The following is a 23,097-nucleotide window of genomic DNA, read 5'->3' as shown; positions in this document are numbered from 1 at the left end:
ATTAGTGCTCCGTCACGCTCGGACCTTCCCACGTGACCGGCACGGTCGCGTCCTCGGCCTTAGCGCCCTGCGGATCAACCGTCCACATGTTCCGACCAATGACCGTCTTGCCATTCGCGAGCTCCACGGTCACCGTGACGTTGTCCATGGCGTTGATCGCTGCGAGCGTCAGACCACCCATGTCGCGCAGCGTTGCCTTGATCTGGCCCGCCTTCGGCTTTTCGCTGAAGCCGTCGACGCCTGACTGACCCGCGAGCGTCTCGCGCGTGACCGAGCTAGGGTCGTATTCGAAGTCGCCGGCAACGGGGTACGAGGTGCCGTCGACAGCCAGGTATGCCGTCCCGGCAATGCGGTTCGTGGTATTCGACATTTATGAACTCACAAAAAGAGAAGCCGCCCGAAGGCGGCCAATGCCGGTAGAAAAACTGGTTACTGCAGGCGGAACTGAGCGAGCAGCGCGAAGATGCGGAGACCGTCGATCAGGACGCCATCCCACAGCTCGTTGATCCGGCTGGGGTTCTGCGAGTCCTGCTCGACGATGAGGCCTGCCGCGAACGCGTCGCTGTTCTGAACGTAGCCCTCGTACTCCATCGCCTGATATTCAGCGATTTGATCCGCGCGGATCATGTTTGGCGTGACGATGTTGGCGCCCGGCGCAAAGCGTGTGCCGTTCGCGGCGAGCTTCTTGCGGGCATATTTGCTCGTGACGACGCCCTTCAGGCGGCGGATTACGTACATCAGCAGGAACAGCGTTTCGACCTCCAGATAGCTGTTGTCCGGCTGTCCAAAGGCGTTTTTCTGGTAGGTCGTGATCAGGTTTTCGATCGCGACCGTACCGTCATCGGCGACGGTGAAGGTTGAGATGCCGTCGAAAAGCAGCGTGTTGCGATCCGTGAACTCGAAACGCGCCTCGACTGGCGGTGCAAGGAACGTCGACAGCGCGACGGTCTGAAGCGGGAGGCCCGGATCCGCACGCAATGCGACAGCCGCTGCGCCGCACAGGTCGGCGGCTGCGACCCATGCCGGCGTCGGAGAGCCGTTGAAACCCATCACGGTGCCGTGCTGATCGTTGCGCGTGACACCGAATGTCGTGAGGGCGCCGACGGTGCCGCGATAAAACGCAAAGAAATGCCCGTAGATGCCCTTGGACCATGCCCAACGGCCGTTCTGGTCATTCAGGAACGACTTCACCGCGTCAAGCGACGTCGAGTCCGTGTACGGCATGGCGATAAAGTCGAACGGCATGTCCGCAAGGTTCGACAGACCAGCCGTCAGAGACGGATTGACCAGGCCGCCGCTCATCCCGACGATCGTGAAGGTCAGGCCGGCCGGGGTGACTTCACCGTTCCTCGTCCCCCTGTAGTTCACGCTGATGTCGATGTCGTTTCCGGCGAGACCCTTGTTCTTCGCCGTGAAGTTCACCTTACTGGTGGTCGTGCCATCGACAGCGGCAGTTACCGGCAGGTCCGTCGCAGCGTTGACTGTCGCGGCGAGCGCCGCGGCGATCTGTGCAGGCGTGAGCGACGCGTTGACCGTCTGCGTGACGAGCTGACCGCCCAGATACAGGAAGAGGACACCGGTCGCCGTGGCGGCAGTCAGGAAGTTGATGGATCCGCTCGCCGCGACGGCGCTGCCGTCGTCGGCCAGTGGCAGATACCAGACCTCGCCGAAGCTGTCGCTGTCGCGATATGCCGCCGTCATGAGTGCAAGCATCGAACCGGGGCCGCCTACCGTCTTCGCGTCCGACTTGCCTTGGCAGATGGTCGGCGTGTTTGCGACACCGGTACCGGCCGCGGTGATCTGGCCGATGATGAGCGCGCGCTGCGACTGCGTCGCGGTGTTCGCCTGGCTGTTGTCGACCTCCGCGTAGAACAGCGGAACGCGGATCTGGTCGCCAGCCGGGATATTTTTGAACGGAACGGTCACGATTATTCGCTCCCGATGTTACGCGCGGGCTGTGTGGATGCCGGCGCATTGGTCTTTTCAACCAGGACGACGTCACCATCGCGCAAGCGGCGGTGCCAATACAGGTCGTCGTCCGACACGTTCCGGCCATCGTCCGGAATCAGGTCCTTCAGTTGAGGGTCGCGAATCTTCAGACCCGGTGCGGGTTTGACGAACATGCGTCGCTCCTATTGGGGAAGTTCAATATCGAAGCCGCCTTCTGCGCGGCCGTCGGGGCCCGATGTGCGCGGCGCCGGCTGGACTGAATCAGGGAATGGCGGATTGGGGTAAGTGCCGTTCGGGTCGTAGACGTTTCGGAGGTCGGCCGTGAGCGACATCTCTTGCAGAGACGTCGTCACGTCCGGATCGAACGCCTCGAAGATCTGGAAATGCATCGCGATGCTGACTGCGCCGAAGTGCAGTTGCCCGTCTGACTTGATCTCTGTTGCGCTGGTGATCCTCGGGAAATCCTGTGTCACCTTGCGGATACCGATATTGCGGAGAACCACGTCTTCGATCGTCGCACCGAGGTCTTCCAGAGCGTCTTGAGCGGCTTCCGCCGTCGCTCCGGACACGATGCCGCGGATTTCGATGACAAAGTCAGTGTTGAACTCGGTCTCGCCGACAGGTCCCAACGATGTCTTCTGCTCGTCGCCACAGCGCACGAGGATAGCCGGTAGCTTCGCCGGCGGCACGCTCCAGTCTCCCGGCGACTGGATCGTCGGTGCTGTGGCCGTCGCCTGCAGCGCCGCTACAACCAGCTTGCGCATGGCCGAGCGGCCCGTCGGACTAGCCATTTCCACTCCCCACAAGGTTTAGCATCAGACCACCACCACCCCAGCCATCCAGCCGTGCTTCGCGCACGACATACATGGCCCCCGTGCGGATGATCTGCAGCTGATCGTCCTGCGCGGGCGCATGGGTGAACTGGGAGAGCTGGATGCCGAGGCGGGGTTGAACAGTCGCTACCTGCGCGCCATCGACGATGATGAGATCGAGAAAGGCTTCATCGAACACGCCGTCGACTTCGTATGGCGTATCGCCATTCGCCGGCATGAACAGCACCCGCTCTTCTTCGCCGAACGTCTGCATCACCACGCCGTTCATCCTGTCGGTGACGGCGCGCCAATCGAACGGCACGATCAGGTGCCGGCGCGGCCGGTCTGCAACACTTCAGGCCGCGTGCAGATGTGCAGCGGGTAGCTGTACACCTCCATCTTCCACCACGCGTTGCGGTCGCGATCGATGATCGGAAGCACATAGATCGGCTTGCCCGGGGTATTGACCCACTCGAACGACTCGCCCGGGGCGTATGCGACGCGAAAGACGCCGGGTGCACCGACCGGGAAGAATTTGACCTTGTCGTCCGGGATTTTCAGCGTAGTGTTGTCGTCCGAGCCCCGATAGTTGGACCACACGACGCCGGCAAACGGAAACGCTTCGAACGCACCGCCCTGCGTGCCGTCGCGCAGATCCTTGGCAGCGCTCCAGTTGACGTACGTCCGGATCACGTCAGGATGGTTCACGAACTCGTCGTAGAACACGTCCCCGCAAAGGGCATAGACCTTCGTCGTCGGCAAGAACGCGCCCTGCGCTTTCCGAGCCATCGAACGCACGATTCCGTTGATGATCGGACGCAGGCTGTTGGCCGTACCAGCGGCGAGATCGAAGGGAACTTCGGTCGCCGGGGTGATACCGAACTCGTCGAACCAGTTGTATTTGACGGTCCCGTCTGCATCGAGCAGTTGCCCTTGAACGGCCGCGAGGCGGTGATACTCCCACGTGTATTCGATATTGCTCGTAAGGCCCGTCGGTCCATTCAGACGGCGAGCGACTTCCGCCTGAACCTGCATCAGCTCGGATTCCGTACCGAATGCCCGGATGTCCTGAATTTCGTTCGCCTTCAGAGTGTCCGAATGCATGATCCGCGGCACCTTGAAGAAACGAGCTTCGCGGGTTTCGGTCGTACGCTGCGTGCCTTCCTGACCGCGCTCGCTGAACGGCACGATAACAAGCTTGCCCTGACGCTGTTCGACCGCGAGCATGGTCGTGCGGATCGGGTCCGGCTCGAAGATGTTCAGATCGCCCAGGCCGGTGGGCTGAAACGGAAATTTCTCGACCGCGGTCGTCAGTTGGATGGTCGAAAACGCATCCTGATGAAATACGTCCAAACTGGCCATTATTGGCTCCCAGAAATAATAATGGCCGCTTGCGCGGCCGACATTTACCTTAAAGAGAAGTACTTCTGGAGATCAGCGGACAATGATTCCCAGGGCTGCGAGCTGCGCGGTACCGGTAGCGATTTGCGCGTTGGTGGCGCCCGTGGGCCAGAACAGCTCAGAGCCGTTGACTTCGCAATCTCGCGTGACGACGGTGCCGGTCTGGTCAGCTAGCGTGGCGTCGACATTCGCGAACGAGATGCCGGCGGCAATCTGCGAGCCGTCCGTCGCTGTCAGGCTCAGCGGCACATAGGTCTTCGAAAGCGCCGAGACGGTGACGTCGAACTCGTCACCGACTGCGAAGTCGGTGGCGCCGTCAGCGATCACAAACTTGATCTGGTCGTTGAACGTCGCGCCTACGACGACGTCGCCGATAACGTCGCCGGTCGGATCGAACACGCGGAAAGTGCCGCCGTTGGCAGCCGCGGTCGTGCAACGCACGACATACACGCCGGGCTGCGCATTGCCCACGACCGGCGTTGTCGCATCAAGCGTGAACGTGCCGTTCCCGGTGTTGCCGGCTTTAGCCGCGGCGACCGCCGTGCCACCCGTTTTCTTGCCAAGCACGGTGCCAGCCAGGTGTTTGACTGCACCGCTAAGGATGCCGCGATCGAAGGAACGATGGCCGCGTGCTTCGCTGACCATAAAGCCACCATCGTGACGGCCTTCGACGAGAGGGGTTTGAGCCATGATTTGCTACCTCTAAATTGGATTGACGAAGAGTCGCGAATTAGCGCTTGGGCGGTCGAGCTCTCTGCATCGCGGTTTCCCAGCTCGAAGCAATCGCCTGCTCCGAACTGATGCCGCGTTCGCCGCCGGCGCCCAGCTGCGGATTGCGGCGAGCAACGGGTGCAGCTGCGGCCGGAGCAGGCGTGCCCCCGAGCACCGCGAGCGCTTCCTTGCGCGTCATCGACGTGTTGAAAGCGAGGTTTGCCGCAAGAACCGGGTTCTTGCCGGCTGCGGCCGATCCCATGATCGTTGCGCAACGCATGCGCTCGCGGCGACGGGCCTGTGCCGACGCGCTGCTACCGCGCATCTCTTCCTCGTCGTCATCGTCGTCGGCGTTTTCCTTGTCGTCGCTTTCGGCTTTGCCATTCTTGCCGCCCTTGCCGTTCTCCGGCGGCTGATCGTCACCTTCGGCGCCGGCGCCCCGTGCATCGCCGTTCTCATGGTTCTGATCGTTGTTTTCCTGATCGTCGCCTTCGGCGCTTTTGCCGTTCTTGCCCTTGTCGTCGGGCGGCGGCGTATCGTCGCCGGCGCGCGCCGGCACTTTCGCGAGGTGGGCAAAACTCAGCCCACGCGAGGTCAGATTGCGAAGCAAGTTACTCATTTGATGGCCCTGTTGGTGGGGGAATCAGCCCAGCTCGTCGAGCAGGGACGCAAAGGCTTCGTCCGGCGCCATGACGGCGTCAGCGAAGCCGATCTCGACGCCGGCGGCGCCCAGAAAGGTGCCCGCCTCGGTGGCACGCACCTTGGCGGGAGAAAGCTCGCGATTGCGCGCGACGGTCTCTACGAACAGTTCGCCCATCGCGTCGACGTCGGCCTGATAGCGCGCGAGGGCATCTTGTGAAAGCGGCTTCATGTCACTGCCGTCGGCCTTCTTCGCGCCGTAATGGATCAATGTCACCTCGATCCCGGCTTTCGAAAGCGCCTGTGAGAAATCCACGTGCATGCAGATCACGCCTACGCTGCCGGTACCGCCGGTGCGCGGCACGATGATTCGCGAAGCAGCACTGGCGATCGCGTACGCGGCCGAGAACGCATGCTCAGTCAGGATTGCCCAGATCGGTTTCGTCGCGCTCGCCTGGTAGATCGCGTCGACGAGATCGAAGCACCCGGCCACCTCGCCGCCCGGCGAGTCGATATCGAGCACGATCGCGCGCACGTCGTCGTCGTTCATCGCCATGCTCAGGTTCGCGCGGATGCCGTCGTACCCCGTCATGCCAGAGTACGGCCGCATTTCGCCGAGCTTCTGCACGAGCGTGCCTTCGATCGGAATAATCGCGACGCCCGCGATAACCTCGTACGGGCGATAGTCGGCGCGTCCGCTCGATGCAGCGTTATCGAGAAACGCTTTCGCGCCGCCGTCGGCGAACACGACGACGTCGCCTGAGGCACGAAATAGCTTCGAAATGCCGAAGCGGTCCGCTAGCGCAGCCATCACGATCTCCGCTTTCTGCGGTGCGATCGCGATAGGCGTGTTGAACAGCCGCGTGGCGAGATGCGGGTAATTGCTCATGCTGCTTGCGGCTCCTGAGGAGGTTCGTCGGTGCGCGTCGCGACCTCGGCGCCGCCCCATTCAGGCAGCGGAATATCGCGCTCGCGGAAGGCCGCGATTTCGACCTGTCGCTGGTCGAGTACTTCTTCCCAGTCGAGGCCCTGCTCGGCCGCTTCTTGTTTGAGCGTGGTGAGGGCCGCGTCCATCTTCAGGATTGAGCCTTGCGGTTCCTTCACCGGATCGACCCAGCCGCGCGCGGGGCCGAGCCAGCTGCAGGCTGCATATGCCGTGATCGCCTCGATGAAATCGGGCGCGCCAGCGGGCAGCGGCAACTCCCCGTTTTCCATTGCCTCGCGCAGCCACACTGCATACATCGGCGCAGCTGTCCCGGCCGAGAATTCTTGTCGGCGGCGCACCAGGGTTTTCCAGCTTTCAAGAAGCGCTGAGCGACCGCTCGTGTATGTCGTCTTCGACCAGTCCTGTGTCACCTGCTCCAGCGACACGCCCAGTGCAGAGGCGACGCAACCCTGCATCTCATGCACAAACTCCGTAAAGCCGTTGTGCGGGTGATCGGACGTCAGCGCCTTGATGTCTTCGCCCGGTGCAAGAGCCGGCACGCGAACGCCGTTGAACATGGCCGGCCGCTCGTCGTTCCATTCCTTCCGCAGGCCCTGATAGAAACCGAGCTCTTCGTTGCCTCCGACCGCTTCCTGCACGTCGTTCGGGTCGTAAGGACTCGTCACGTACGTGCCGATGGACGCGGCCAGCGCGGCAGCCTGCAGCTCGATTCCGTAATAACGGGCGAGCATTCGCGCGTGCGCGAGCACGGGAATGAACACGCCAACGCCGCGGTTCTGGCCAGCTCGATCGCGCTCGAAGTCGTGGATGACGCGCAGCCATCCGTCATCGTCTTCGCGCACGACGCGCTCCCAGACCATGCTCTCGACCGAGTTGTACCAGTCGTTCTGATGAGCCTTGCGGATGTGATAAGCAATCGGCACGCCGTCGTCGTCGATTTCGACACCGTTGCGCATGTACCGCGTATCGACCATCTGGTTCGGGTTCGACAGGCGATCCGGATCCACTACCAGATAGGAAGTCGCGTATCGTGCGCCGCCGCGGCCGACTCGCTCGGGCTTCCAGTAGTTGACGACCAAGGCCTCGCCGTCAATGAGCTTGTGGCGTAGCGCGAGGCGGAACTGCTGCGACACTGTCAGTTGGCGGGACACGTCGTTGTATCGACCGAAGTCATTCGCGAACAGACGCCAGCGGGCCTCGACGGCACGCCGGAATTCGTTCGCCCACGTGTTATCGAACGCCGCGCCGCTGATCTCCGCCAGCGCCCGATAATCCGGCGCGGCCGACAGTCGGAGCGACGAGCCGACCGCGTTGTCGAGGATCCGGGTGATGCCACCGCTCGAGCGGCCGTCGTTGCGAACCTGATCGCGCGAGCGCGCGACCATTCGATCGCGGAACTGGTTGATCTCGGCGTCGGGCGAGCGAATCCACGGCAGCCACGCACCCATCTCCTGCGTCTGCCAGTCGGCGGCCTGATACGGAAAGAATGCGCGCCCGACGTTGTTCGCGAGACTGCCGGGGCCCGCGCCAGTATCGGCGCGCGCGCGCAGCGGCTCGCCGCGCGAGTCGACGAGAGTGATGGCGTTGCTCATCAGAACAGCGGCACCATGCGACGGCGCTTGCAAATCTTCACGCCGGGATTGAGAGCGGCCTGAAGGTCGCTAATGAACATGCGGATCGAGGCGAGGTTCGTTGCTTGGAACGTGACGCTGCGCGAGCCGTCGCCCTGTGCGTAGGCCACCGTTACCGCCTTGTTTCCCGAGCGCAGCTCGAGATACGCCTGCTGCGCGGCCGCGAGCGCGGCCTGCAGCTGCGCGTCGGTCATGCCGTACAGCGGCGAGCAAAGATCGGTTGTGGCCATGGCTATCGATATCGGTGTACAGCAGACTTTTTCTGTGGCGCCTGCGCGGCTTGTGTCGATGTCAGGCCCGGCGCACTGGCCGAGCTCGTGCTGACCGCAGCTGCGGTCGCGCTGACGAGAAACGTGTTGGTGTCCCAAGGCTTTGCCCATGACGGCGGCTTGTCCCACGAGATCCGGTTGAGACCGTGCAGCTGCGCGAGCATGTGGGTCATCACCATCAGGTCCAGCGCCTCGTTCCGCCGGCCGGCAGCGGTTTTCTCCCATGCACCGTTCTTCAGCCGCGTCTCGGAAGTCAGCTGCTCGAACCACACATGCGGCTGCTCCTGCGAACGGAGCGCGTAAGGGAAATGCACGTAGAGCTTGCCGGGCTCAGCAAGCTGCAACTGCCCGGCGAGATCGTCCTTGAACAGGTTCGGATTGAATCGCGCGACCGGCACATCGCCGCTCGACGCGGCGCGGTTTGCTTTGCGCGACGTGTCCGGATAAACGACTGCCAGCCGCGGCGCGGCAAGTCTGTCAGCGCCCTTCGTCGGTATGACTGTCCATGCATCGCGGCCAGAGATCTTGCCGATCAATCGCGCGAGCCCCTTCTTTTTCCAGCGGCGCCATGCTGCATACGCCTGCTGTGTCACGCCCGGTTGGCCGTAGCTGTCGAAACCCAACGCGCGTACCGGCATCGCGCGACCAGACCCGTCAGCAAGCGGATATGTCCGCGTGATGAGGTTGATGATCTGGTCCCAATCCTCGGCTGACGTCGCCGGATCGCCTGGGATGCGCCCCTTGTCGATGACCCAGCTTTCACCGTCGACGCCGAACCCACGCGTGAGCCATTCGAAGTGCGCTATCTGGCAGTCGACAGCCGTGACGAGGAAACGCACGCCTTCGGGCACGACGCCGAGCTTGAGCTCCGAATCGGCCCGCTCGGCTAGCACGTTCGCGTCGATCGACCCGACTCCGCGCGCCGCCGCATACGGAAAGCCGAACTGCTTGACCATGACCTGGCGGATCGCCATGTCATCGCCGCTCATCTCCAGCTCGCGTTCAGCCTTGACCTTCGCGCGAGCGAGGCCGCCAATACCGCCGAGGATGAACGGCGACATCGCGCCAACGATCCAGAACCCGGCGCTCTTGCGCGCAACGAGCTCGCCGGTTACGACGCCGTCCTGCGAGATCTCCTGTCCGTCTCCAATCCAGCCGCCGAAAGGTGACCGGAACGCGGCCACGTTCATCCCGCGACGTTCCCGGTCTTCGATCAGGCAACCATTCACCGGGCACAAAAGCCGCGTGTTCTTCTCGATTTCGTCGAGCGACTGGTTCTCGTCGTAGTGCAGCGTCATGTGCCGCGGCGCGATCGGTACCGGGCTGGACCACGCACCGCAATGCGGGCAAGGCCAATACCAGATGCGGCGATCGCTGTCGCCGTACATCGCCATGATCCCGGCCGACCAGTCCCGATCCGGAACAAGGCCGCGCGCGCGGTCCGGGTGGCTCATCGCCAGCAGCATCGACTGCCGCTGGAACGTCTGGCGGCGCACGTCGAGCAACGTTTTCACGTCGCCGAGCGATGGATCGTAGGCGTCCACCTCGTCGGCGACGATCCGCGGCGCCGACTTGTTGATGACGTTGTTTGGCGCGGCCGAAAGGAACTCGACACGCATGCCGTCGAACCGCTTGAAGTGCAGCGAGTCGTCGATCGGCTTCGACCCGAGCCGCATCGCCATCTCGGGATGCGAGTCGATCATTGGGTTAATCCGGCTCTTTACATACGACTCGAGACCCGGATCGGTCTGCATGTACCACAGCATGTCGGCCGGATCGTTCGCAACCGACTTGAGCAACCAGTTCTGCGCGATCTCCGTCTTGCCGGACTGGCCGGGCCCGACCACCACCGTCGTCAGGTAGTCGAGGCGCGTGAGGGTCTCCATCGGCGCGACGAGATACGGCGCTTTCTCGTGGTGCCAACGCCCGACGTAACCGCCGCCCTGATTCGACAGGTGCCGGTGCAGCACGGCGTATTCCGCTACGGTCTGCCGCTCCGGTGGCACCAGCGAGCTGAGCGACTCGCGCGCGACCTGATATGGGTCGGCGTATTCCTGCTCGAGCATCGCGTTACCCCAGAAGCACGCGCAGCTCGTCGGCCATCGTGCGACGCAGATCGTCGGTGACCACGCGTATCTGGTCGGCGTATTCCTCCGGCAGCCCACATCGCTCGACGACCTGGTCCGACAGCCGGTCGAGCCCCTTGCCGAGGTGCGCGAGCATCGTATTCAGCACCTGACGCATTACCTCGACCTGCACGAGCTCGCCGCGATCGCGGCGCAGCTTGTCTTCGAGGATCTCTGCCTGCACGGCATCGCGCCGCTGCCTTGCGGTCTGTTCGCCCGTATGCAGAACCGGCTCTGTGCCCGGCGGCGGCACGACCGTGAACTTTGGCGCGGCCATCGGAGTGCGCGAGTCGATCGGCGCGCGGCCCTCGGTGCTCGGCTTCGGCGCCGCGGCGGCCGGCGTCGGCATTTCGATCGATGGCTCGCCGCCCAGGTATGCGCGCACCGCGGCGAGATCGAATTCCCAACCGCCGGCGCGCGTGCCGCGCTTCGCCACCGGAAAGTTGCCGTCGCTGTCGAGACGGCGATCAAGGCGCGGCCGCGTCCACCCGAGTGCCGCGCACAGCGCAGCCTTGCCGATCGTCTCCGGTGTAACGCTCCCTGCTGCCGGTGTAACGCTCCCCGCGTTCGGTGTAACGCCGCGATTTTTCCGCGTTACACCGGTTTCGCCAGTTGCCATAAGGGTTTGCGCCGCGCGCCGCGTCACGAGCGTGTAACGTGTAACGCGTTTTTTTTACTCAAAAGAACGGGAAGAACGGGCGCGCGCAGTGCCCGCGTTCCGGTAGGGCGGTGGAAGGACCCGCACCGACATGGTGCAATTGCCTATTTTTCGCGCAATCGCCCGGCAACCCGCGTCAGGCGGGGCTCGGGCGGTTGACGCTGAGGCGATCCAGCTCGGCTAGAAGCCGTCGTACGAAGCGCGGGTCAAGCATCGCGAGATAAACGACGGTGCTCCGGTCATGCGCGCTTGCCACATAGGACTGATCGCCAACAGCACGCACAGTGCATCCGTCGGCGTGCCATTCTTTATCGTCAACCGCCGCCAATGCGTGGCGAAGGGCGGCCAACTCAACAGCGAGTGATACGTCGACTGCGCTCTGGTTGTTGCGGGGTGCGTCATCGGCGCCCAGCATCAGCGACTCGATCTCATCCTGCTGAAACGTAATCGTGTGAGCGAGCAAATAGAGGGCCAGCGCCGAGATCTGGACCGGTGTCTCTGGCCTACGGGCCTCGACAGCCTGTAGCGCCTCACGCATTGCGCGAACTTTGTCCTGCTCGACCCAGTCGCTCATAGCTCCCTCAATTGCGCTTCGCGGTCCTGAGTGCCTTGGCCAACGCCTTAGCGAATTCCGCAGCTGCATTTTCCTTCACAACTGCCTGTGCCCGAGAGCCAAAATCAAGATGTTGCTTGACCGGCTGGGCGTCGCCGAACCGAATCAGCAACTTTAGATGCCCGGTTTTATTTGCGCCCCGCACCTTGGCGGCGCGCTTGCCTGGCGTCTGGACGACCTTGGTCGGCGCCGGCCGCTGCCACACACCACCAATCTGTTCGCCGCTGCGCGTGTGAATCGTCCCGACGAAAATGTCGGGGCGCGCCTTGAGCCGATCGAGCGCGGTCTTCGAGAAGTTGCCGTACTGATTGAGCAGCGCCCTGTCCTTTGGGTTCAGCCACGTGCGTCCTGAGCCGATCAGCTTATGCGTGCCCCCGAATTCGAACGGCGCGAGGTAAGCGGCTGCAATGTCCTTAACGAAGACGGTGGCCTCGAGGGACGACTTGCGCGCGCCCTTCACGCCGATGGAGTTGACAGTGAACGGCGTGGGCCTGTCGAACACCTGCGGCAGCGCCTTTTTCTCTACGCCCTGCGCGATCTTTGCGAGCGACGTGAGAGCCATCGCTGTGGCGAACGGCACCTGCTTTTTCTCCAACGCGCTCAAGCCGCGCGCGGCGGCCTGAAAATCAGCGCGCACGGAAATCGTGAACATGGGCTTAGGTGAGAACGTACGGGATCAAGCCGCCCATACCGCCGATTGGACGTCGTCGTCCGGCTCGGCGCTGTAGTACGGGATCGCAGGGATCTGGATGGACTCGCGGTCTACCGGAAACGCCTGCACGATGACATCGTCAGTGTCGGCTTCATACAGGCCGATGATGATGCCAACCGTGTTCGGTTTCACAAACCGGGACCTGACAATAACGGCTTGTCCACGCTTCGGGCCGCTGCCCTTCGACGCAGCCTTCGAAGCAGGTTTAGCCATCTCAGAATCTCCGCCACAAATGAAAAAGCCCCGGCCAATTTCTCGGTCGGGGCTTTGGAGACACTTATACACAGTGTCAGATTGAGGCGTATTTTACGGTCGGTTTCCTACGTGTCAAGAAAATTTCGATCACGTGCCAATGAAAGGCAGCGTGGACAGTAACTCATCCGCGCGCTTTCGCGCCTTCGATTCCAGCCCGTCGACGGCGCTCGAAACTTCAGGCTGGACTATCGCCTCGTCGTGCAAGTGCGGCTCGTCAGCCACATCGGCAGTCGCGTCACCAGCCGCGGCTCGCTTTCGCTTGGACGGTTTCACCTTCGGCCTGGAGCGCCCCTGAAACCATAGCTTGATTATCTGCCAGTGCGCGTCAGCCGTTTTCTCGTTGACCTCGCACTTCCTCGCAAGCGTCGCGATCTCCACCTTCAACCCAGCAGCCTTTTCGACGAGCCCCCGCCGCAACTGGTAGTGCACAACGCGGCCCGCGAGCACGCTCATTGCCGACTGTGTGAGCAGGCTGATTGCGGCTTGGTATTCCGGGTTCGGCTCGTAGCCAGAACAGCAAGCGCGGCCGCATGCGCATGGCCATGACCGGGGAGCGAAACGCGCCACCAACACGGCACGCTCGATATCGGATAGCTGCTCGAGCTCGCGCCGGATCATGCCGGCCTGTCCGGCGCCGTCATTGCCGCTCAGTCCCTTACCGGTGCGCGCCGCCGGCGACGCCATGCGATCGACAAGCGAGCGGTCGGCCCGCTGCATCGAATAGTTGAAAGCGAATATGAGGGCGTCCTGCGGCGTGCGAAATAGCTTTTGTTCAGTGTCGATCATGTGGTTTCCTTGTATTGCGCACAGCGCTTCCCGTATTTCCTGCCTTTCTTGCAAACCATCCGCACGCTGCCGAATGGGTCCTCCCGCGGCACGGCGTGTTGGCACCCAACGCATCGTTCCGACTAGCGACGCTCGAGCACTTCAAGCGGGTCGCTGTATTCCCACCATTCGAGCGGCTCGGTCATTTCGCATGCGCGCCGCCGGCGTCGCCAAATATCGCGATCGCTGCCTCATCGCGCTTTGCCAGCTTCCCCGTGCGCTCTGCGTATCGAATGCGCTGGCGCGTAGCATCGATGTCGCGCAGATATGGATCACGTCGCCGTTTGCGGTAGTACTTGCGCGCCGCGACTGTCGCATCCTGTGGCGCCGGCCTAGGCATATCCTCGCCCGCTCCCCACGCAAAGACTGCCGGCGGCGGTCCGGAAATGCCGCGAGGGCGATAGTCAATGACTCGTACCTCGGCGCGATGGCGTTCAATGAAGTTTTGGACGGTGCGCTTCGATGCGAGCGAGCGCGCCGCCAGTTCGGCCGTCGTTCCGGGCTCACGCTCCATCTGCTCCCTGATGCGCGCCCCCACCGTCGCTTCCGACCGCGCGAGCCTCATATCGCGACGGCGGTCCGGCAGACCAAGCTCTTTCTTCCCGCGCTGAATGAGCGAGTCATACGAGCGGCCGCTAAAGCGGTGCACGTGGATCTTCAACGGTGCTGGATCAGCCCACAACCGGGTAAGCAGCGCGTCTTCTTCCGGCGACCATGCGCGCCGGGGCGGTTTTGCCTCACTCATCGGCCAACTCCTGAACCGATTCATCGACAACGCCGTCGCGCACGAGCGACCACTCCCTGTATCCGCGCCGCCATGTCGTCGCTTTCAGCCCGTACGACGCGCCGCTCTGGTCGAGCCACGCATGGCACCAGAAGCATGCGGGCACCGTGTATCGGTCGTCGGTCTTGCGCATCCATCCTTTCCCGTGCGCCGTCTCGTTGCTGTGCGCCGGCACAATGGTCTCTTCCGGGTCGCGACGCGGGCATATATGCGGCACCCGGAGATAGCAGATCTGATTGCGGCACGCGTTCCGCATCTTCGCGTCGTGCCATTTGCGCTTCTTCCGAGGGCGGCGCTTCATCGGCGACTTCACGAGCATCTTCGTGTGCGTGAGCGAGCTGCCCGGCGCCGGCCGCACGCCGAGCGGCGCAGTGCGCTGAAGCGGCGTTTTGCTCACGAGCGGCTTCTTGCGCTTCAGCATGGGTCGCCTCGAAGCTGCACGACGTCGTCAATGCGCACGCGGTTCTTGTCCGGCGGAAACGCGGGCAGCGGCACGCGTTGGTTGAAATGCAGTGGCACGCGCAGCTCGACCTCGCCCGTCTCGAGGCGCGGCCAGTTCTCCGGCGGAATGATCCAGGCGGGCAAACGGACATACGCCGTATAGCTGACGCGCAAGCCGCGGCGAAGGCTGTTGCGGAACTTCCACGGCGAGTGAGCGAACATGCGCACGAGTTCGACAACGTCGCATTGAATGAGGCATGGCGGACGCTCGCGCTGCGGCACGCCGTACACCGTGAATTGCGCGGGCACGATGAAGGTCATCTTCACCACTCACCCCCGAGGCCGTTCAACTTCATCAGCACGAACGGAGCGTTCGCTTCGCTGGAGTCGCGATACACGCCGCGCGCGATCGCACCGATGAGGTAAAGCAGGTAGATGCGCTGTGTGCTGCGCGTCCACGCGTCCAGTTCGGCCTTACCCGTGGGCACCGAGAGCGCCGGCGTGCTGCTCGGCCGAAACTTCTCTGGCAGCAGGCCGATAAGTTCCGCGTGATGCGCGCGAATGCCCATCGTCTCGTCGTGCGCCGGCGGCGCGCTGCTAGCGACCGGCTCCGGATCGCCGAAAATGTCGAGCTGGCTCATGGTCAGACTGCGTGCGTGCCTTCGACGCCGCGCTGCATGCGCTTCGCGGTGCGCAACTGCATCCAATGGAGCGACTGCTCCGCGAGCAGAAGCGCGAACGAGTTTTCCTCGCACGCGTACGGGCCGTCCTGAAACGCGCGCAGGCGATCAATGACGATCGCCAGCAGAACCTCATGCGTGAGGCCGTTGACGCCGACCTCATTGATCGGGCCGTTCTGGAATTCGATCAGCACGCTGTCGTGGCCGCTCTCGCCCCGATAGCCAGAAACCATGTACTTGTGATTCGCGCCGCCGCTGCCCGGCTCGTCGATAACTTCGATTACAAGGCGATCGTTCGCCGGGTTCGTAGCGTGTTCAGTGATCGTGCGCATGTCCGTTTATTCCGTGAAATGTGAGGGGCGCCGCGCAATGGCGGCGCGCTTCGGTCAGGCCGGCGTGAAGTCGACGTAGTACTCGGCGCCGAGCGCGAACTGCTTGCCAGCATCGTCGCTGACCGTTTGAAGCTTCACCACGCCGCCGGGCGTCGCAGCGTAAAACGAGTCGTTATCCGGCGAGCCGCTCGTCACCGGGTGCATCTCGATCTCGTGGATTTGCCCTTTCTGCTTGTCCCAGTGCTCACGCTGGGTCGTGGAAACGACTTTGAATTTGGCTCGGACTGACATGCGTTGCTCCTATGGGTGGGTGGTCACCAGCTGCGGCTGGTGAGGTCTTCAAAGCTCCAGCCATGCCGGCCGGAGCGCTTGATCGCGATGAATCGATACGGATGCTGCGCCGCGGCCGCTTTCGTCTTGGCGCGCGCTTTGTCTGTCCAGTACCCCTTCACCTCGTGATATTCCGTGCTGCCATCGGCAACGATCACCGTGAAGTCGGGCGTATAGAAGGTGTTGTCGCCGAGCCGCAGCTTGTGTGCTTCAAAGCGATAGAAGAGGATCTCGCCAAGGTGGAGACGCGCCGCCAGCAACTGTTCGTATGCGGCCTCGGTTTTGTTCATGCGCCCCGTGCCGAGTCGGCCGAGCGCCTGATTCCGCTGCAGGGGCGTGAGTTCTCCCCGCGGGGTTTCGCGGTTGCCAGCCGCAGGCTTTTCCCCGAGCGCCGCGTTCGCGCGATGCTTTGCGCCGGCCGCCAAGTGCGGGGCTACCGACTGCACCCCGCTAGTATTCGAAATGTCCGTCTTTACACCACGCGGCATGGCGACCATCTGTGATGTCGCAGCGTCGAGCGCCACGTGCTCGTTTGATGCCAAGCGCGCCGCCGCATCTGCGATGGTCGACGCCACACGCGACGTGCCAATGCGGCCGTCTACGATCGCGCTCGCCGGGAAACGGACAGTGCCCTTGCTCACGCAGGGACTCGCAACGGCGCTATCGCAGCCGGGTATTGGCTGCAATCGATGATCATCTGAGGCGGCGAAGCATCGCTCGCCACTCGCCAGTCAAGATTCCGTTCGCACCACTTCCCTAGCGCGTATGCCTCAAGCTCCGATTCCGGCTTGATGCTGAGCGTGCCGTCGGCGAGAATGGTCGTCTTCATATCAGCACCAACTTTTGGTGATAGTCGCGGCCCTCGATGGGTACAGACAACCATTCGCGCGACTTGCACGTGTGGGTGTCAATTTCGATGTAGTGCCAGCCGCCGTTAGCAAGCCTCTGCGCCGTTCTCTCGACTTCGCGGCCCACGAACGGGCTCGATCGGTGCGGCCAGTCGAATACCTTGACGATGTAACGCCGGACGACCGGTGGCTCCGCGTATGGGCCTATGGCCTCGGTCTTCCCGATCATGATTGACCTCGCTTGGCGGCGCGCCGCCAGCAGGTGCACGCCCTCTTCCTGCGCCGTCGCCAGTCGCTTCTGCGCACTCGTCAGCTTCGCGATCGCGCGCTGGTAGTACTCGGTGAAATGCGTAATCGCCCAGTACGCAGAGAGCTGCACGCCGCAGTCGTCGCACTTCACAATGTCGCCGTTGTCGTCGAGCGTGATGTGCATGTGCCGACATTCGCCGGGCGCGCGAACGTAGGTGCTCTTGCGGGCCACGCGCAGTGCGTCGATGTCGATCACGTTGCTCATTTGTCGTCGCCGATGTCGAAGGGGATTGACTGTGCGAAGTGCTCGAGCTGGCGAAAGCGCATATGCTCATGTACCGTCGGCACCAGCATCTCGGGCGGCAGGTAAAACGCGTCGACTATCGATCGCCGGATGAACTCGGCGAGCTCGTCTAAAGCCGGATCGAGGGGACACAACTCGTAAAGCTCCGGCTCCGGGTGGAACGGCTCGCCGCTGCACATCGAAAGAACGGCCAATGGAACCGCGCAAAGCGGCGCCATCGCAGCGAGGATGAGCAGGGTCTCGGTCACGATGCGTAAAAATCCACGGGCAGCAGCTCGTCGCCGAATGTCGCCACGGCGAATTCGTAGAGCGCATGTGAGTTGAAACGCTTCGCGTCGCGAAGCACGAAATCGACGGCCGCTTTCTCGCGCGACGCCGCGACGACCAGCACGCGGTACGACGCGATCGGCTCGTCAGGTTTGCGCGGCCGCACGCCCAGTTCGGCGCCCCGCGCTTCGATCACTTCGGGCGTTGATTCGTACCAGGCAGTGCCGTCGTCGGCCGCGCCGGACTGTTCAGCCGTCGGCAAGCCGTCGCGCCAGCGCTTTTGCTCGAGATAGCGGATCGGAGTCGGATCACCGCCAGTGCGCCAGTGCTGCGTCTGGCTCATCGCCTCGACGTGCGCAACGATCTCGTCAACGAACGCTTCGAGCCCGCATGCGTCCCAGTGCGCCCGGCAGAGCACTGCGGCCTGTTTGCGTCCGGACGATCCCGGCCATGCAGCCCAGAAGCGATCAAACCCCGAGGGCGGTGTGTCGGGGTTCGCTGTTTCGTCGGTGTGTGTGGGAGGTTTTCCAGCGGCGGCCTCGCGCGCGTCTCCCTCTAAAACCTCTTCAGAAACCCTTAAAACCTTATCGTCCACCAAATTTGGGGGGCTTTCACTCCGTTTTTGGGGGTCTTTCTCTCCAAATTTGGGGGGCTTTGCATCCGTTTTTGGAAGCCTTCCGTTTTTGGAAGGGTTCCGTTTTTGGGTGTCTTTAACACCACCGTTTTTGGAAGCCTTCCGTTTTTGGGTGGCTTCGAACGCTTCGAGATCGGGTGGACCGTACGTCTTCGTCTCTCCGTTGTTCCTTTGATCGACGGTCTGCACGATGATGGAGCCCGGCGGCGCGGTCATCTGATACACGATGATCTGGCGCGTGGCCCCCTGCCGCTGGCCCGTGTCGCGCAGGTAGCCCATCTCGACGAGGATCGCGACATACTTAGAGATCGTCTTCGGGTTCATCTCCGTGTCGGCCTGCAGCTCGCCCGCACTGACCCACACGGTGTAGTCCTCGTTCGCCCAGTCGGCGAACGTTTTCAACAGGTGCTTTGCCGAGCTGTCATTAAGCTGCTGGCGGCGCGCCCAAACGCGTGCGTCATAGCTCATACGTCACCTTCGATCTTGCGGAGGCGGACAAACATCAGCGGCACCAGATCAACGCAGCCCCCGCTCGGCGCCGACCAGCTCACCGAACGAATCGCATATTCAACGCCGAACACCGACACGGTCTTGCGGGTCTCGCACGCCGTCCGAGCAGCAAAGAACTGTTCGAGCGAGAACAGGGGAACCTTCACAGGCGCTTGCGTCCACAGAGGGTCGTTCAGCATGAAACGCCCTCCCGCACATGCCGCGCAATACGGCCTTCAAGATGGACCCGCTGTTCCCAATAGCGGTAATAGAGATTGCGCAGCCACGTGCCGAGCACGGCAGCTGGCAACTTCTGCCGGCCGAGCACATGCGGCGCGCGCGCCACGATGATCTGATAGCCGTCAGGGCGACGACTCTCGAGCGCAGGGTTGTAGTACGGATCAACCACGGACGGCACCAAGTGCCATACCCCGGCGTGCGCAGGCACCCATTCCGGAATGCCGAGCTGCTCGGGCACCACGTAGATGAAGCGCGTGATCCAGTCGGGCATGCCGACCCACTTCGGCTTCGACAGATCCTTGCGCCAGTCCGCGAGCGAGACTTTCACCTCAAGCTCGGTGGCGTAGTTGGAGCGCGTGATCATCATGAAATCAGCTCGGTAGACGCCGCGCGTGCTGCCGACGCCATAGCGGATCTCGGCCTCAGGAATGAGCGTGTTGGCGCCGCGCGGATCGACGTGGCGACGTATCGCGGCCTCGACGAGGCCGGCATTGATCTGCGGGCGCGCCGCCGCGCCCTTCTTGCTGGTCTTAGGCATCGCGCGGCGCCACGTTGACGCGGTAGAACGTCTCGCCATCGCCCTTGATCTCGTCGACCAGGCCGGCCGCGGCCAGCGCCGTCAGCTGGTCGCGCACGCCGCTATCCGACATGCCGCACATGAAGGCGATCTTGCGGACCGTCGGCGAGCATTCGCGCGTGCTCATCACCGCAAGGTGCGCGAGGCACAGCAGGACGATCTTGCGCGGGCCGCGCAGCTCGATGTCCCACGTCTGGTTGGTCAGGTGATGGGACATGTCAGTGGCTCCAGAGAATGGCCACGGCCGCGAGCGCCGCGACAAACGTCACGACGAGCCGTTTCCGGTTGCGGGCCAGCGCCGGCGCAAACGCGGCCGCGATGCCCACGAGCGCGAAGGCGCGTAGCGCCGCGGTGCAAATCAGATCTGCGTTCATCGGTCGACTCAGTGGCAAAGGTTTTGCGATTCCCAGAGCCGTTGCATGCCGAGCAATGCGAACGCCTCTTGCAATTCCGGCTCGCGCTGGACCATTCGCAGCAGCTCAGCCTTCACGTCCTCTTCGTTGTCTCCTGCCCGGGCGCGCGCCGTACGCAACGCCCTCTTCGTTCGCCGTTCGGCCTCAACTTCTGTCACCGGCTTTGCTCCACCGCAAAAAACTCCTCGACGAGCCGCACGGCCATGTCGCGCGCGAGCCACTGGCCAATCGCGCAATTCCCGAGCTGCTGCTGCACGACGGCGATCTTGTGCGCCGGCAGCGCGCGGCGCTTGCGGCCCTTCTCGTCGTACTCGTCAGGTCGGAAATAGTCGGAGACGTGCTGCTGATACAGGTCGCACGTCGCTGCAAGGTAGGACTCGCTCAGCCCGCTGAACGCGCGGTGTTTCCACGCGAGCACGCACGCGTCGCGATACGTCTTGCAGGATTCAATGAGATCGCGCGGAAGAAAGCGCATGCGCGGCCCCGCGACGGCGGGATCGGCGCACAGCGCGCCGCCGGCCTCTCGCTTGGGATCTGCTTGATAGAGAAATGTCATCGTTACACCCGTTGCTACACCGGTTGCCCGGCGACGAAAATTTTTTGCATGGACAACATGCAAAACCCCGTAAATTCACGCGCCGCCGGGCAGCGCCATCTCCGGAACAACGCCTGCAGAGACAGCTGCGGCGAACTGGAGCAGCTGACGACTGGCGAGCAGCTCGACACCCACGCTGAAGCTCACCGACCCGTTGGCGTGCTGCGTGCCGTTGCCGGGGCGTGTGCGCACTTCGCTCAAGCCGTGGCGGATCGACGAGTCGTCATCGAAGATGAAATGCATTACGTCCGGCGCGAGCTCAGGACGCTCCTCGATCGTGCAGAGCAGCTGGTCGATCACGGAATGAAGAAGCTGGGCGCGCATTTAAGTGGCCTCCGGAATGTCGCGGTAGATCGCGATCGCAAACCGGAAAAGCAGGTAGGCAAACAGATAAACCGCTGCAAGAACCTGGTGAGAAACCGCGACGAGCAGGCCGATGCGCACGATCAACATGCCCCAGCTGGATATGCGACTTACCACGCCCTCTGTCGGAAAGGCGTCTCGCCGCTTCAAGGCGAGCGCGCCCAACATGGTGAAAGCACCGACGATCAGCAGCAGGACCGCGATCACCCAGTAGTAGAAAATCAGCACGCGGCCAGCCGCTTCAAAGTGGGCGATCTGCCAGAGGTACGCCGCTGCGCACTCGCTGGCGAAAAAGATGATGGAGGCGAGGCGTTTCATTCAAACGCCCTCCTTCGGATTACGCGGTTTGGCTTTGGCTCGACGTTCAGAGCGGCCCCCCGTCGGCGGCTGAGCATCGTCAACTGCTCGAGCAGATTCCAGTTGCAGTTCAGCAGCACCCTTCAGCTCGGGCCAGATCTTCCACCAGTCATCCGGTCTGCTATCCTCCCGGCGCACCTTCCCGTTCGTTGCCAGCTCAAGCCCGACACAATTTTCTGGGCTCGGCAACCGTCCCGAATATTTGTGCCGCCATTGCCTCAACTGGGCATTACTTTTAATTGGATAGCCGAGCTCCTCCATGCGCTTGCGCAGTTGGGAGATCGTCGGTGCGCCTGGCGCAGAGAGGAATTGGTCGAGATCCATGCCCGCATTCTAGTAGCGTCAGCTACTAGTTGCAAGGAGCATTTGCTATGCGTAGCCGGTGCTACGCTGTGAGAATGAACGAACTTGAACTGGCGCAGCAGCGCATCGAGGCTCTGCGAGCCGCAATCGAGAAAGTGTCCGAGGGCAATAGGACAGCTTTCGGTCGGCGTCTTGGCTACAAAGACGGTGCTTTTGTGCGCCAGATGCTTTCCGGTGACCGCCCCGTCACCGAGAAAACCATTCGAGCCATTGAAGCGATTCCGGGCATGCGCGGATGGTTTTCGAAGCATCAGCTCGCCGTTGACGAAGCGCGCGCTACGCAGTCATCAGGTAAGCATAAAAAAAGTGGAACAGATACATCAATCAGCGGGCAAAAAGGCAGCGTGCTTACGGAGTTGCCGGGCACATCACGTCATACGATGGAAAAAAATACTGAGCCGGGGCCTCAGACCAAGGGGACCTTTCCCCTTATCTCATGGGCCCAGGCTGGAACCTGGGAAACCATCGTGGACAAATTTGAATTTGGTGACGCCGAGCAATGGCTCGACTCACCATTTGCCGTTTCTGAAAAGTCCTACTACCTGCGCGTGCGGGGAGAGAGCAATTATGACCCGGCGGACCCTCGCTCTTTCCGCGAGGGAGAAATCGTGCTGATCGACCCGCGGGCGGATCCTGCGCACCGGAAGTTCGTGATCGTCCAGATCGACGGCGAGGCCGAACCCGTGTTGCGCCAGCTGCTCATCGAGGGCGAACGTAGGTACCTGAAAGCGTTGAATCCTGCATGGCCAGACCGCATTGTCGAGTTTGATGACATGAACGCAAGGATCTGCGGGGTCGTGAGAAGCAAAATCGTCGATTACGATTGATGCGAGGGCACATTGACTAAGGAGCGCATCGCACGACGAGTCACATTTTTGATTGCGGTGGCGGCTGCCAGCGCGGCGAACGCGCAACCGGCGAACGGCTCGTGGGTCAGGACGACTGCGCCAGAGCTTTACGCCGCATATCACGACAACGAAGTGGCCGCTGACCAGACCTACAAAGGGAAATCGCTTCGCATACGCGGGATGGTTGTAGGCATTGCCAAAGACGTTCTGAACCACCCTTATGTCAGCCTGGCCGGCTCTCAATTCGGGACGGTGCACCTCCAATTCGGTGATCGCAGCGCGAGCGAGCTGGCGAAGCTTCACCGCGGAATGAACATCGAAGTCACTTGCCGCGGTGACGGCATGATAATCGGCATCCCAGTGCTCACCTGCGGCAACTGACCTTCCCCAAAAGACCTACCCTCGAAACCCCGCTCTGCGGGGTTTTTTCTTGGC

38 protein-coding genes are annotated in these 23,097 nt (G+C 62.6%); 2 read left to right on the top strand and 36 right to left on the bottom strand.

Annotated features, from left to right (window positions below; translation table 11 throughout):
* Position 1: 1 nt before the first annotated feature.
* From JNB89_RS04335 to JNB89_RS04160, 36 genes are all read right to left on the bottom strand, one after another.
* A complete protein-coding gene (locus JNB89_RS04335; protein ID WP_220361406.1) occupies positions 2-370 on the bottom strand; it encodes a phage tail tube protein in 369 nt (122 codons plus the stop codon).
* A gap of 59 nt (positions 371-429) precedes the next feature.
* Entirely contained in the window at positions 430-1,926 is a 1,497-nt protein-coding gene (locus JNB89_RS04330) for a phage tail sheath subtilisin-like domain-containing protein (protein WP_220361405.1), read from the bottom strand.
* 2 nt (positions 1,927-1,928) lie between these two features.
* Positions 1,929-2,123: a DUF2635 domain-containing protein gene (locus JNB89_RS04325; protein ID WP_220361404.1), complete on the bottom strand. Its 195-nt coding sequence runs from the start codon at positions 2,121-2,123 to the stop codon at positions 1,929-1,931.
* 9 nt (positions 2,124-2,132) lie between these two features.
* On the bottom strand, positions 2,133-2,741 hold the full coding sequence (locus tag JNB89_RS04320) for a hypothetical protein (protein WP_220361403.1): 609 nt from the start codon (positions 2,739-2,741) through the stop codon (positions 2,133-2,135).
* Positions 2,734-3,084 carry a head-tail joining protein gene (locus JNB89_RS04315; protein WP_220361402.1) on the bottom strand — a complete coding sequence of 117 codons (351 nt, stop codon included), beginning with the start codon at positions 3,082-3,084 and terminating at the stop codon, positions 2,734-2,736. Before JNB89_RS04315 ends, JNB89_RS04320 begins: the two co-directional genes overlap by 8 nt.
* 2 nt (positions 3,085-3,086) lie before the next feature.
* Positions 3,087-4,124, bottom strand: a complete 1,038-nt coding sequence (locus JNB89_RS04310) for a major capsid protein (protein WP_220361401.1) — start codon at positions 4,122-4,124, stop codon at positions 3,087-3,089.
* 72 nt (positions 4,125-4,196) lie between these two features.
* On the bottom strand, positions 4,197-4,853 hold the full coding sequence (locus JNB89_RS04305) for a head decoration protein (protein WP_220361400.1): 657 nt from the start codon (positions 4,851-4,853) through the stop codon (positions 4,197-4,199).
* Between the two features lie 40 nt (positions 4,854-4,893).
* A complete protein-coding gene (locus JNB89_RS04300; protein ID WP_220361399.1) occupies positions 4,894-5,493 on the bottom strand; it encodes a hypothetical protein in 600 nt (199 codons plus the stop codon).
* Between the two features lie 24 nt (positions 5,494-5,517).
* Positions 5,518-6,402: a S49 family peptidase gene (locus JNB89_RS04295; RefSeq protein WP_220361398.1), complete on the bottom strand. Its 885-nt coding sequence runs from the start codon at positions 6,400-6,402 to the stop codon at positions 5,518-5,520.
* Positions 6,399-8,051 carry a phage portal protein gene (locus JNB89_RS04290; RefSeq protein WP_220361397.1) on the bottom strand — a complete coding sequence of 551 codons (1,653 nt, stop codon included), beginning with the start codon at positions 8,049-8,051 and terminating at the stop codon, positions 6,399-6,401. The genes JNB89_RS04295 and JNB89_RS04290 overlap by 4 nt, the downstream gene beginning before the upstream one ends.
* Positions 8,051-8,320 carry a gpW family protein gene (gpW, locus tag JNB89_RS04285; RefSeq protein WP_223216694.1) on the bottom strand — a complete coding sequence of 90 codons (270 nt, stop codon included), beginning with the start codon at positions 8,318-8,320 and terminating at the stop codon, positions 8,051-8,053. Before gpW ends, JNB89_RS04290 begins: the two co-directional genes overlap by 1 nt.
* 2 nt (positions 8,321-8,322) lie before the next feature.
* On the bottom strand, positions 8,323-10,425 hold the full coding sequence (locus JNB89_RS04280; RefSeq protein ID WP_220361396.1) for a phage terminase large subunit family protein: 2,103 nt from the start codon (positions 10,423-10,425) through the stop codon (positions 8,323-8,325).
* A 4-nt stretch (positions 10,426-10,429) separates the two neighbouring features.
* Positions 10,430-10,921, bottom strand: coding sequence for a hypothetical protein (locus tag JNB89_RS04275; RefSeq protein ID WP_220361395.1), 492 nt, complete (start codon positions 10,919-10,921; stop codon positions 10,430-10,432).
* A 358-nt stretch (positions 10,922-11,279) separates the two neighbouring features.
* The gene (locus tag JNB89_RS04270; protein WP_220361394.1) at positions 11,280-11,717 is read right to left on the bottom strand and encodes a hypothetical protein; all 438 of its coding nucleotides are present in this window, start codon (positions 11,715-11,717) and stop codon (positions 11,280-11,282) included.
* Positions 11,718-11,724: 7 nt separating this feature from the next.
* Entirely contained in the window at positions 11,725-12,408 is a 684-nt protein-coding gene (locus tag JNB89_RS04265) for a hypothetical protein (protein WP_220361393.1), read from the bottom strand.
* Positions 12,409-12,432: 24 nt separating this feature from the next.
* Positions 12,433-12,681 carry a hypothetical protein gene (locus tag JNB89_RS04260; RefSeq protein ID WP_220361392.1) on the bottom strand — a complete coding sequence of 83 codons (249 nt, stop codon included), beginning with the start codon at positions 12,679-12,681 and terminating at the stop codon, positions 12,433-12,435.
* Between the two features lie 129 nt (positions 12,682-12,810).
* Positions 12,811-13,509: a DNA-binding protein gene (locus JNB89_RS04255; RefSeq protein WP_220361391.1), complete on the bottom strand. Its 699-nt coding sequence runs from the start codon at positions 13,507-13,509 to the stop codon at positions 12,811-12,813.
* Positions 13,510-13,690: 181 nt separating this feature from the next.
* The gene (locus tag JNB89_RS04250) at positions 13,691-14,317 is read right to left on the bottom strand and encodes a hypothetical protein (RefSeq protein WP_220361390.1); all 627 of its coding nucleotides are present in this window, start codon (positions 14,315-14,317) and stop codon (positions 13,691-13,693) included.
* Entirely contained in the window at positions 14,286-14,753 is a 468-nt protein-coding gene (locus tag JNB89_RS04245; protein WP_220361389.1) for a nuclease domain-containing protein, read from the bottom strand. Before JNB89_RS04245 ends, JNB89_RS04250 begins: the two co-directional genes overlap by 32 nt.
* On the bottom strand, positions 14,747-15,094 hold the full coding sequence (locus JNB89_RS04240) for a hypothetical protein (RefSeq protein WP_220361388.1): 348 nt from the start codon (positions 15,092-15,094) through the stop codon (positions 14,747-14,749). The genes JNB89_RS04245 and JNB89_RS04240 overlap by 7 nt, the downstream gene beginning before the upstream one ends.
* A 2-nt stretch (positions 15,095-15,096) precedes the next feature.
* Positions 15,097-15,414, bottom strand: a complete 318-nt coding sequence (locus JNB89_RS04235; protein ID WP_220361387.1) for a hypothetical protein — start codon at positions 15,412-15,414, stop codon at positions 15,097-15,099.
* Between the two features lie 2 nt (positions 15,415-15,416).
* Positions 15,417-15,785, bottom strand: a complete 369-nt coding sequence (locus tag JNB89_RS04230; RefSeq protein WP_220361386.1) for a hypothetical protein — start codon at positions 15,783-15,785, stop codon at positions 15,417-15,419.
* A 54-nt stretch (positions 15,786-15,839) separates the two neighbouring features.
* Positions 15,840-16,076, bottom strand: a complete 237-nt coding sequence (locus tag JNB89_RS04225) for a hypothetical protein (protein WP_220361385.1) — start codon at positions 16,074-16,076, stop codon at positions 15,840-15,842.
* Positions 16,077-16,099: 23 nt separating this feature from the next.
* The gene (locus tag JNB89_RS30985) at positions 16,100-16,690 is read right to left on the bottom strand and encodes a hypothetical protein (protein WP_346656189.1); all 591 of its coding nucleotides are present in this window, start codon (positions 16,688-16,690) and stop codon (positions 16,100-16,102) included.
* A gap of 62 nt (positions 16,691-16,752) precedes the next feature.
* Complete coding sequence (locus JNB89_RS04215) at positions 16,753-16,944, bottom strand: hypothetical protein (protein WP_220361384.1); 192 nt, start codon at positions 16,942-16,944, stop codon at positions 16,753-16,755.
* Complete coding sequence (locus tag JNB89_RS04210) at positions 16,941-17,477, bottom strand: hypothetical protein (RefSeq protein ID WP_220361383.1); 537 nt, start codon at positions 17,475-17,477, stop codon at positions 16,941-16,943. Before JNB89_RS04210 ends, JNB89_RS04215 begins: the two co-directional genes overlap by 4 nt.
* Positions 17,474-17,764, bottom strand: a complete 291-nt coding sequence (locus JNB89_RS04205) for a hypothetical protein (protein ID WP_220361382.1) — start codon at positions 17,762-17,764, stop codon at positions 17,474-17,476. Before JNB89_RS04205 ends, JNB89_RS04210 begins: the two co-directional genes overlap by 4 nt.
* Entirely contained in the window at positions 17,761-18,885 is a 1,125-nt protein-coding gene (locus tag JNB89_RS04200; protein ID WP_220361381.1) for a hypothetical protein, read from the bottom strand. Before JNB89_RS04200 ends, JNB89_RS04205 begins: the two co-directional genes overlap by 4 nt.
* Entirely contained in the window at positions 18,882-19,106 is a 225-nt protein-coding gene (locus JNB89_RS04195) for a hypothetical protein (protein ID WP_220361380.1), read from the bottom strand. Before JNB89_RS04195 ends, JNB89_RS04200 begins: the two co-directional genes overlap by 4 nt.
* Positions 19,100-19,684, bottom strand: a complete 585-nt coding sequence (locus JNB89_RS04190; protein ID WP_220361379.1) for a hypothetical protein — start codon at positions 19,682-19,684, stop codon at positions 19,100-19,102. Before JNB89_RS04190 ends, JNB89_RS04195 begins: the two co-directional genes overlap by 7 nt.
* On the bottom strand, positions 19,677-19,940 hold the full coding sequence (locus JNB89_RS04185; protein ID WP_220361378.1) for a helix-turn-helix domain-containing protein: 264 nt from the start codon (positions 19,938-19,940) through the stop codon (positions 19,677-19,679). The genes JNB89_RS04190 and JNB89_RS04185 overlap by 8 nt, the downstream gene beginning before the upstream one ends.
* 1 nt (position 19,941) lies before the next feature.
* Positions 19,942-20,097: a hypothetical protein gene (locus JNB89_RS04180; protein ID WP_220361377.1), complete on the bottom strand. Its 156-nt coding sequence runs from the start codon at positions 20,095-20,097 to the stop codon at positions 19,942-19,944.
* Between the two features lie 193 nt (positions 20,098-20,290).
* Complete coding sequence (locus JNB89_RS04175) at positions 20,291-20,692, bottom strand: hypothetical protein (protein WP_220361376.1); 402 nt, start codon at positions 20,690-20,692, stop codon at positions 20,291-20,293.
* 75 nt (positions 20,693-20,767) lie between these two features.
* Complete coding sequence (locus JNB89_RS04170) at positions 20,768-21,055, bottom strand: hypothetical protein (protein ID WP_220361375.1); 288 nt, start codon at positions 21,053-21,055, stop codon at positions 20,768-20,770.
* Positions 21,056-21,412 (bottom strand): hypothetical protein, encoded by a 357-nt coding sequence (locus tag JNB89_RS04165; RefSeq protein ID WP_220361374.1) that lies wholly within the window; start codon positions 21,410-21,412, stop codon positions 21,056-21,058.
* Positions 21,413-21,775, bottom strand: coding sequence for a transcriptional regulator (locus JNB89_RS04160; protein ID WP_220361373.1), 363 nt, complete (start codon positions 21,773-21,775; stop codon positions 21,413-21,415).
* 74 nt (positions 21,776-21,849) lie between these two features.
* On the opposite strand from JNB89_RS04160, the gene JNB89_RS04155 reads away from it, so the two are divergent.
* Both JNB89_RS04155 and JNB89_RS04150 read left to right on the top strand, forming a co-directional pair.
* Positions 21,850-22,641: a S24 family peptidase gene (locus JNB89_RS04155; RefSeq protein WP_220361372.1), complete on the top strand. Its 792-nt coding sequence runs from the start codon at positions 21,850-21,852 to the stop codon at positions 22,639-22,641.
* 12 nt (positions 22,642-22,653) lie between these two features.
* Complete coding sequence (locus JNB89_RS04150) at positions 22,654-23,043, top strand: OB-fold protein (protein WP_220361371.1); 390 nt, start codon at positions 22,654-22,656, stop codon at positions 23,041-23,043.
* The last annotated feature ends 54 nt before the right edge of the window (positions 23,044-23,097 follow it).

Origin of the sequence: Paraburkholderia phenoliruptrix (assembly GCF_019511605.1) — a bacterium.
Classification (GTDB): Bacteria; Pseudomonadota; Gammaproteobacteria; order Burkholderiales; family Burkholderiaceae; genus Paraburkholderia; species Paraburkholderia phenoliruptrix_A.
This window is presented reverse-complemented; position numbering and strand designations above follow the sequence as displayed.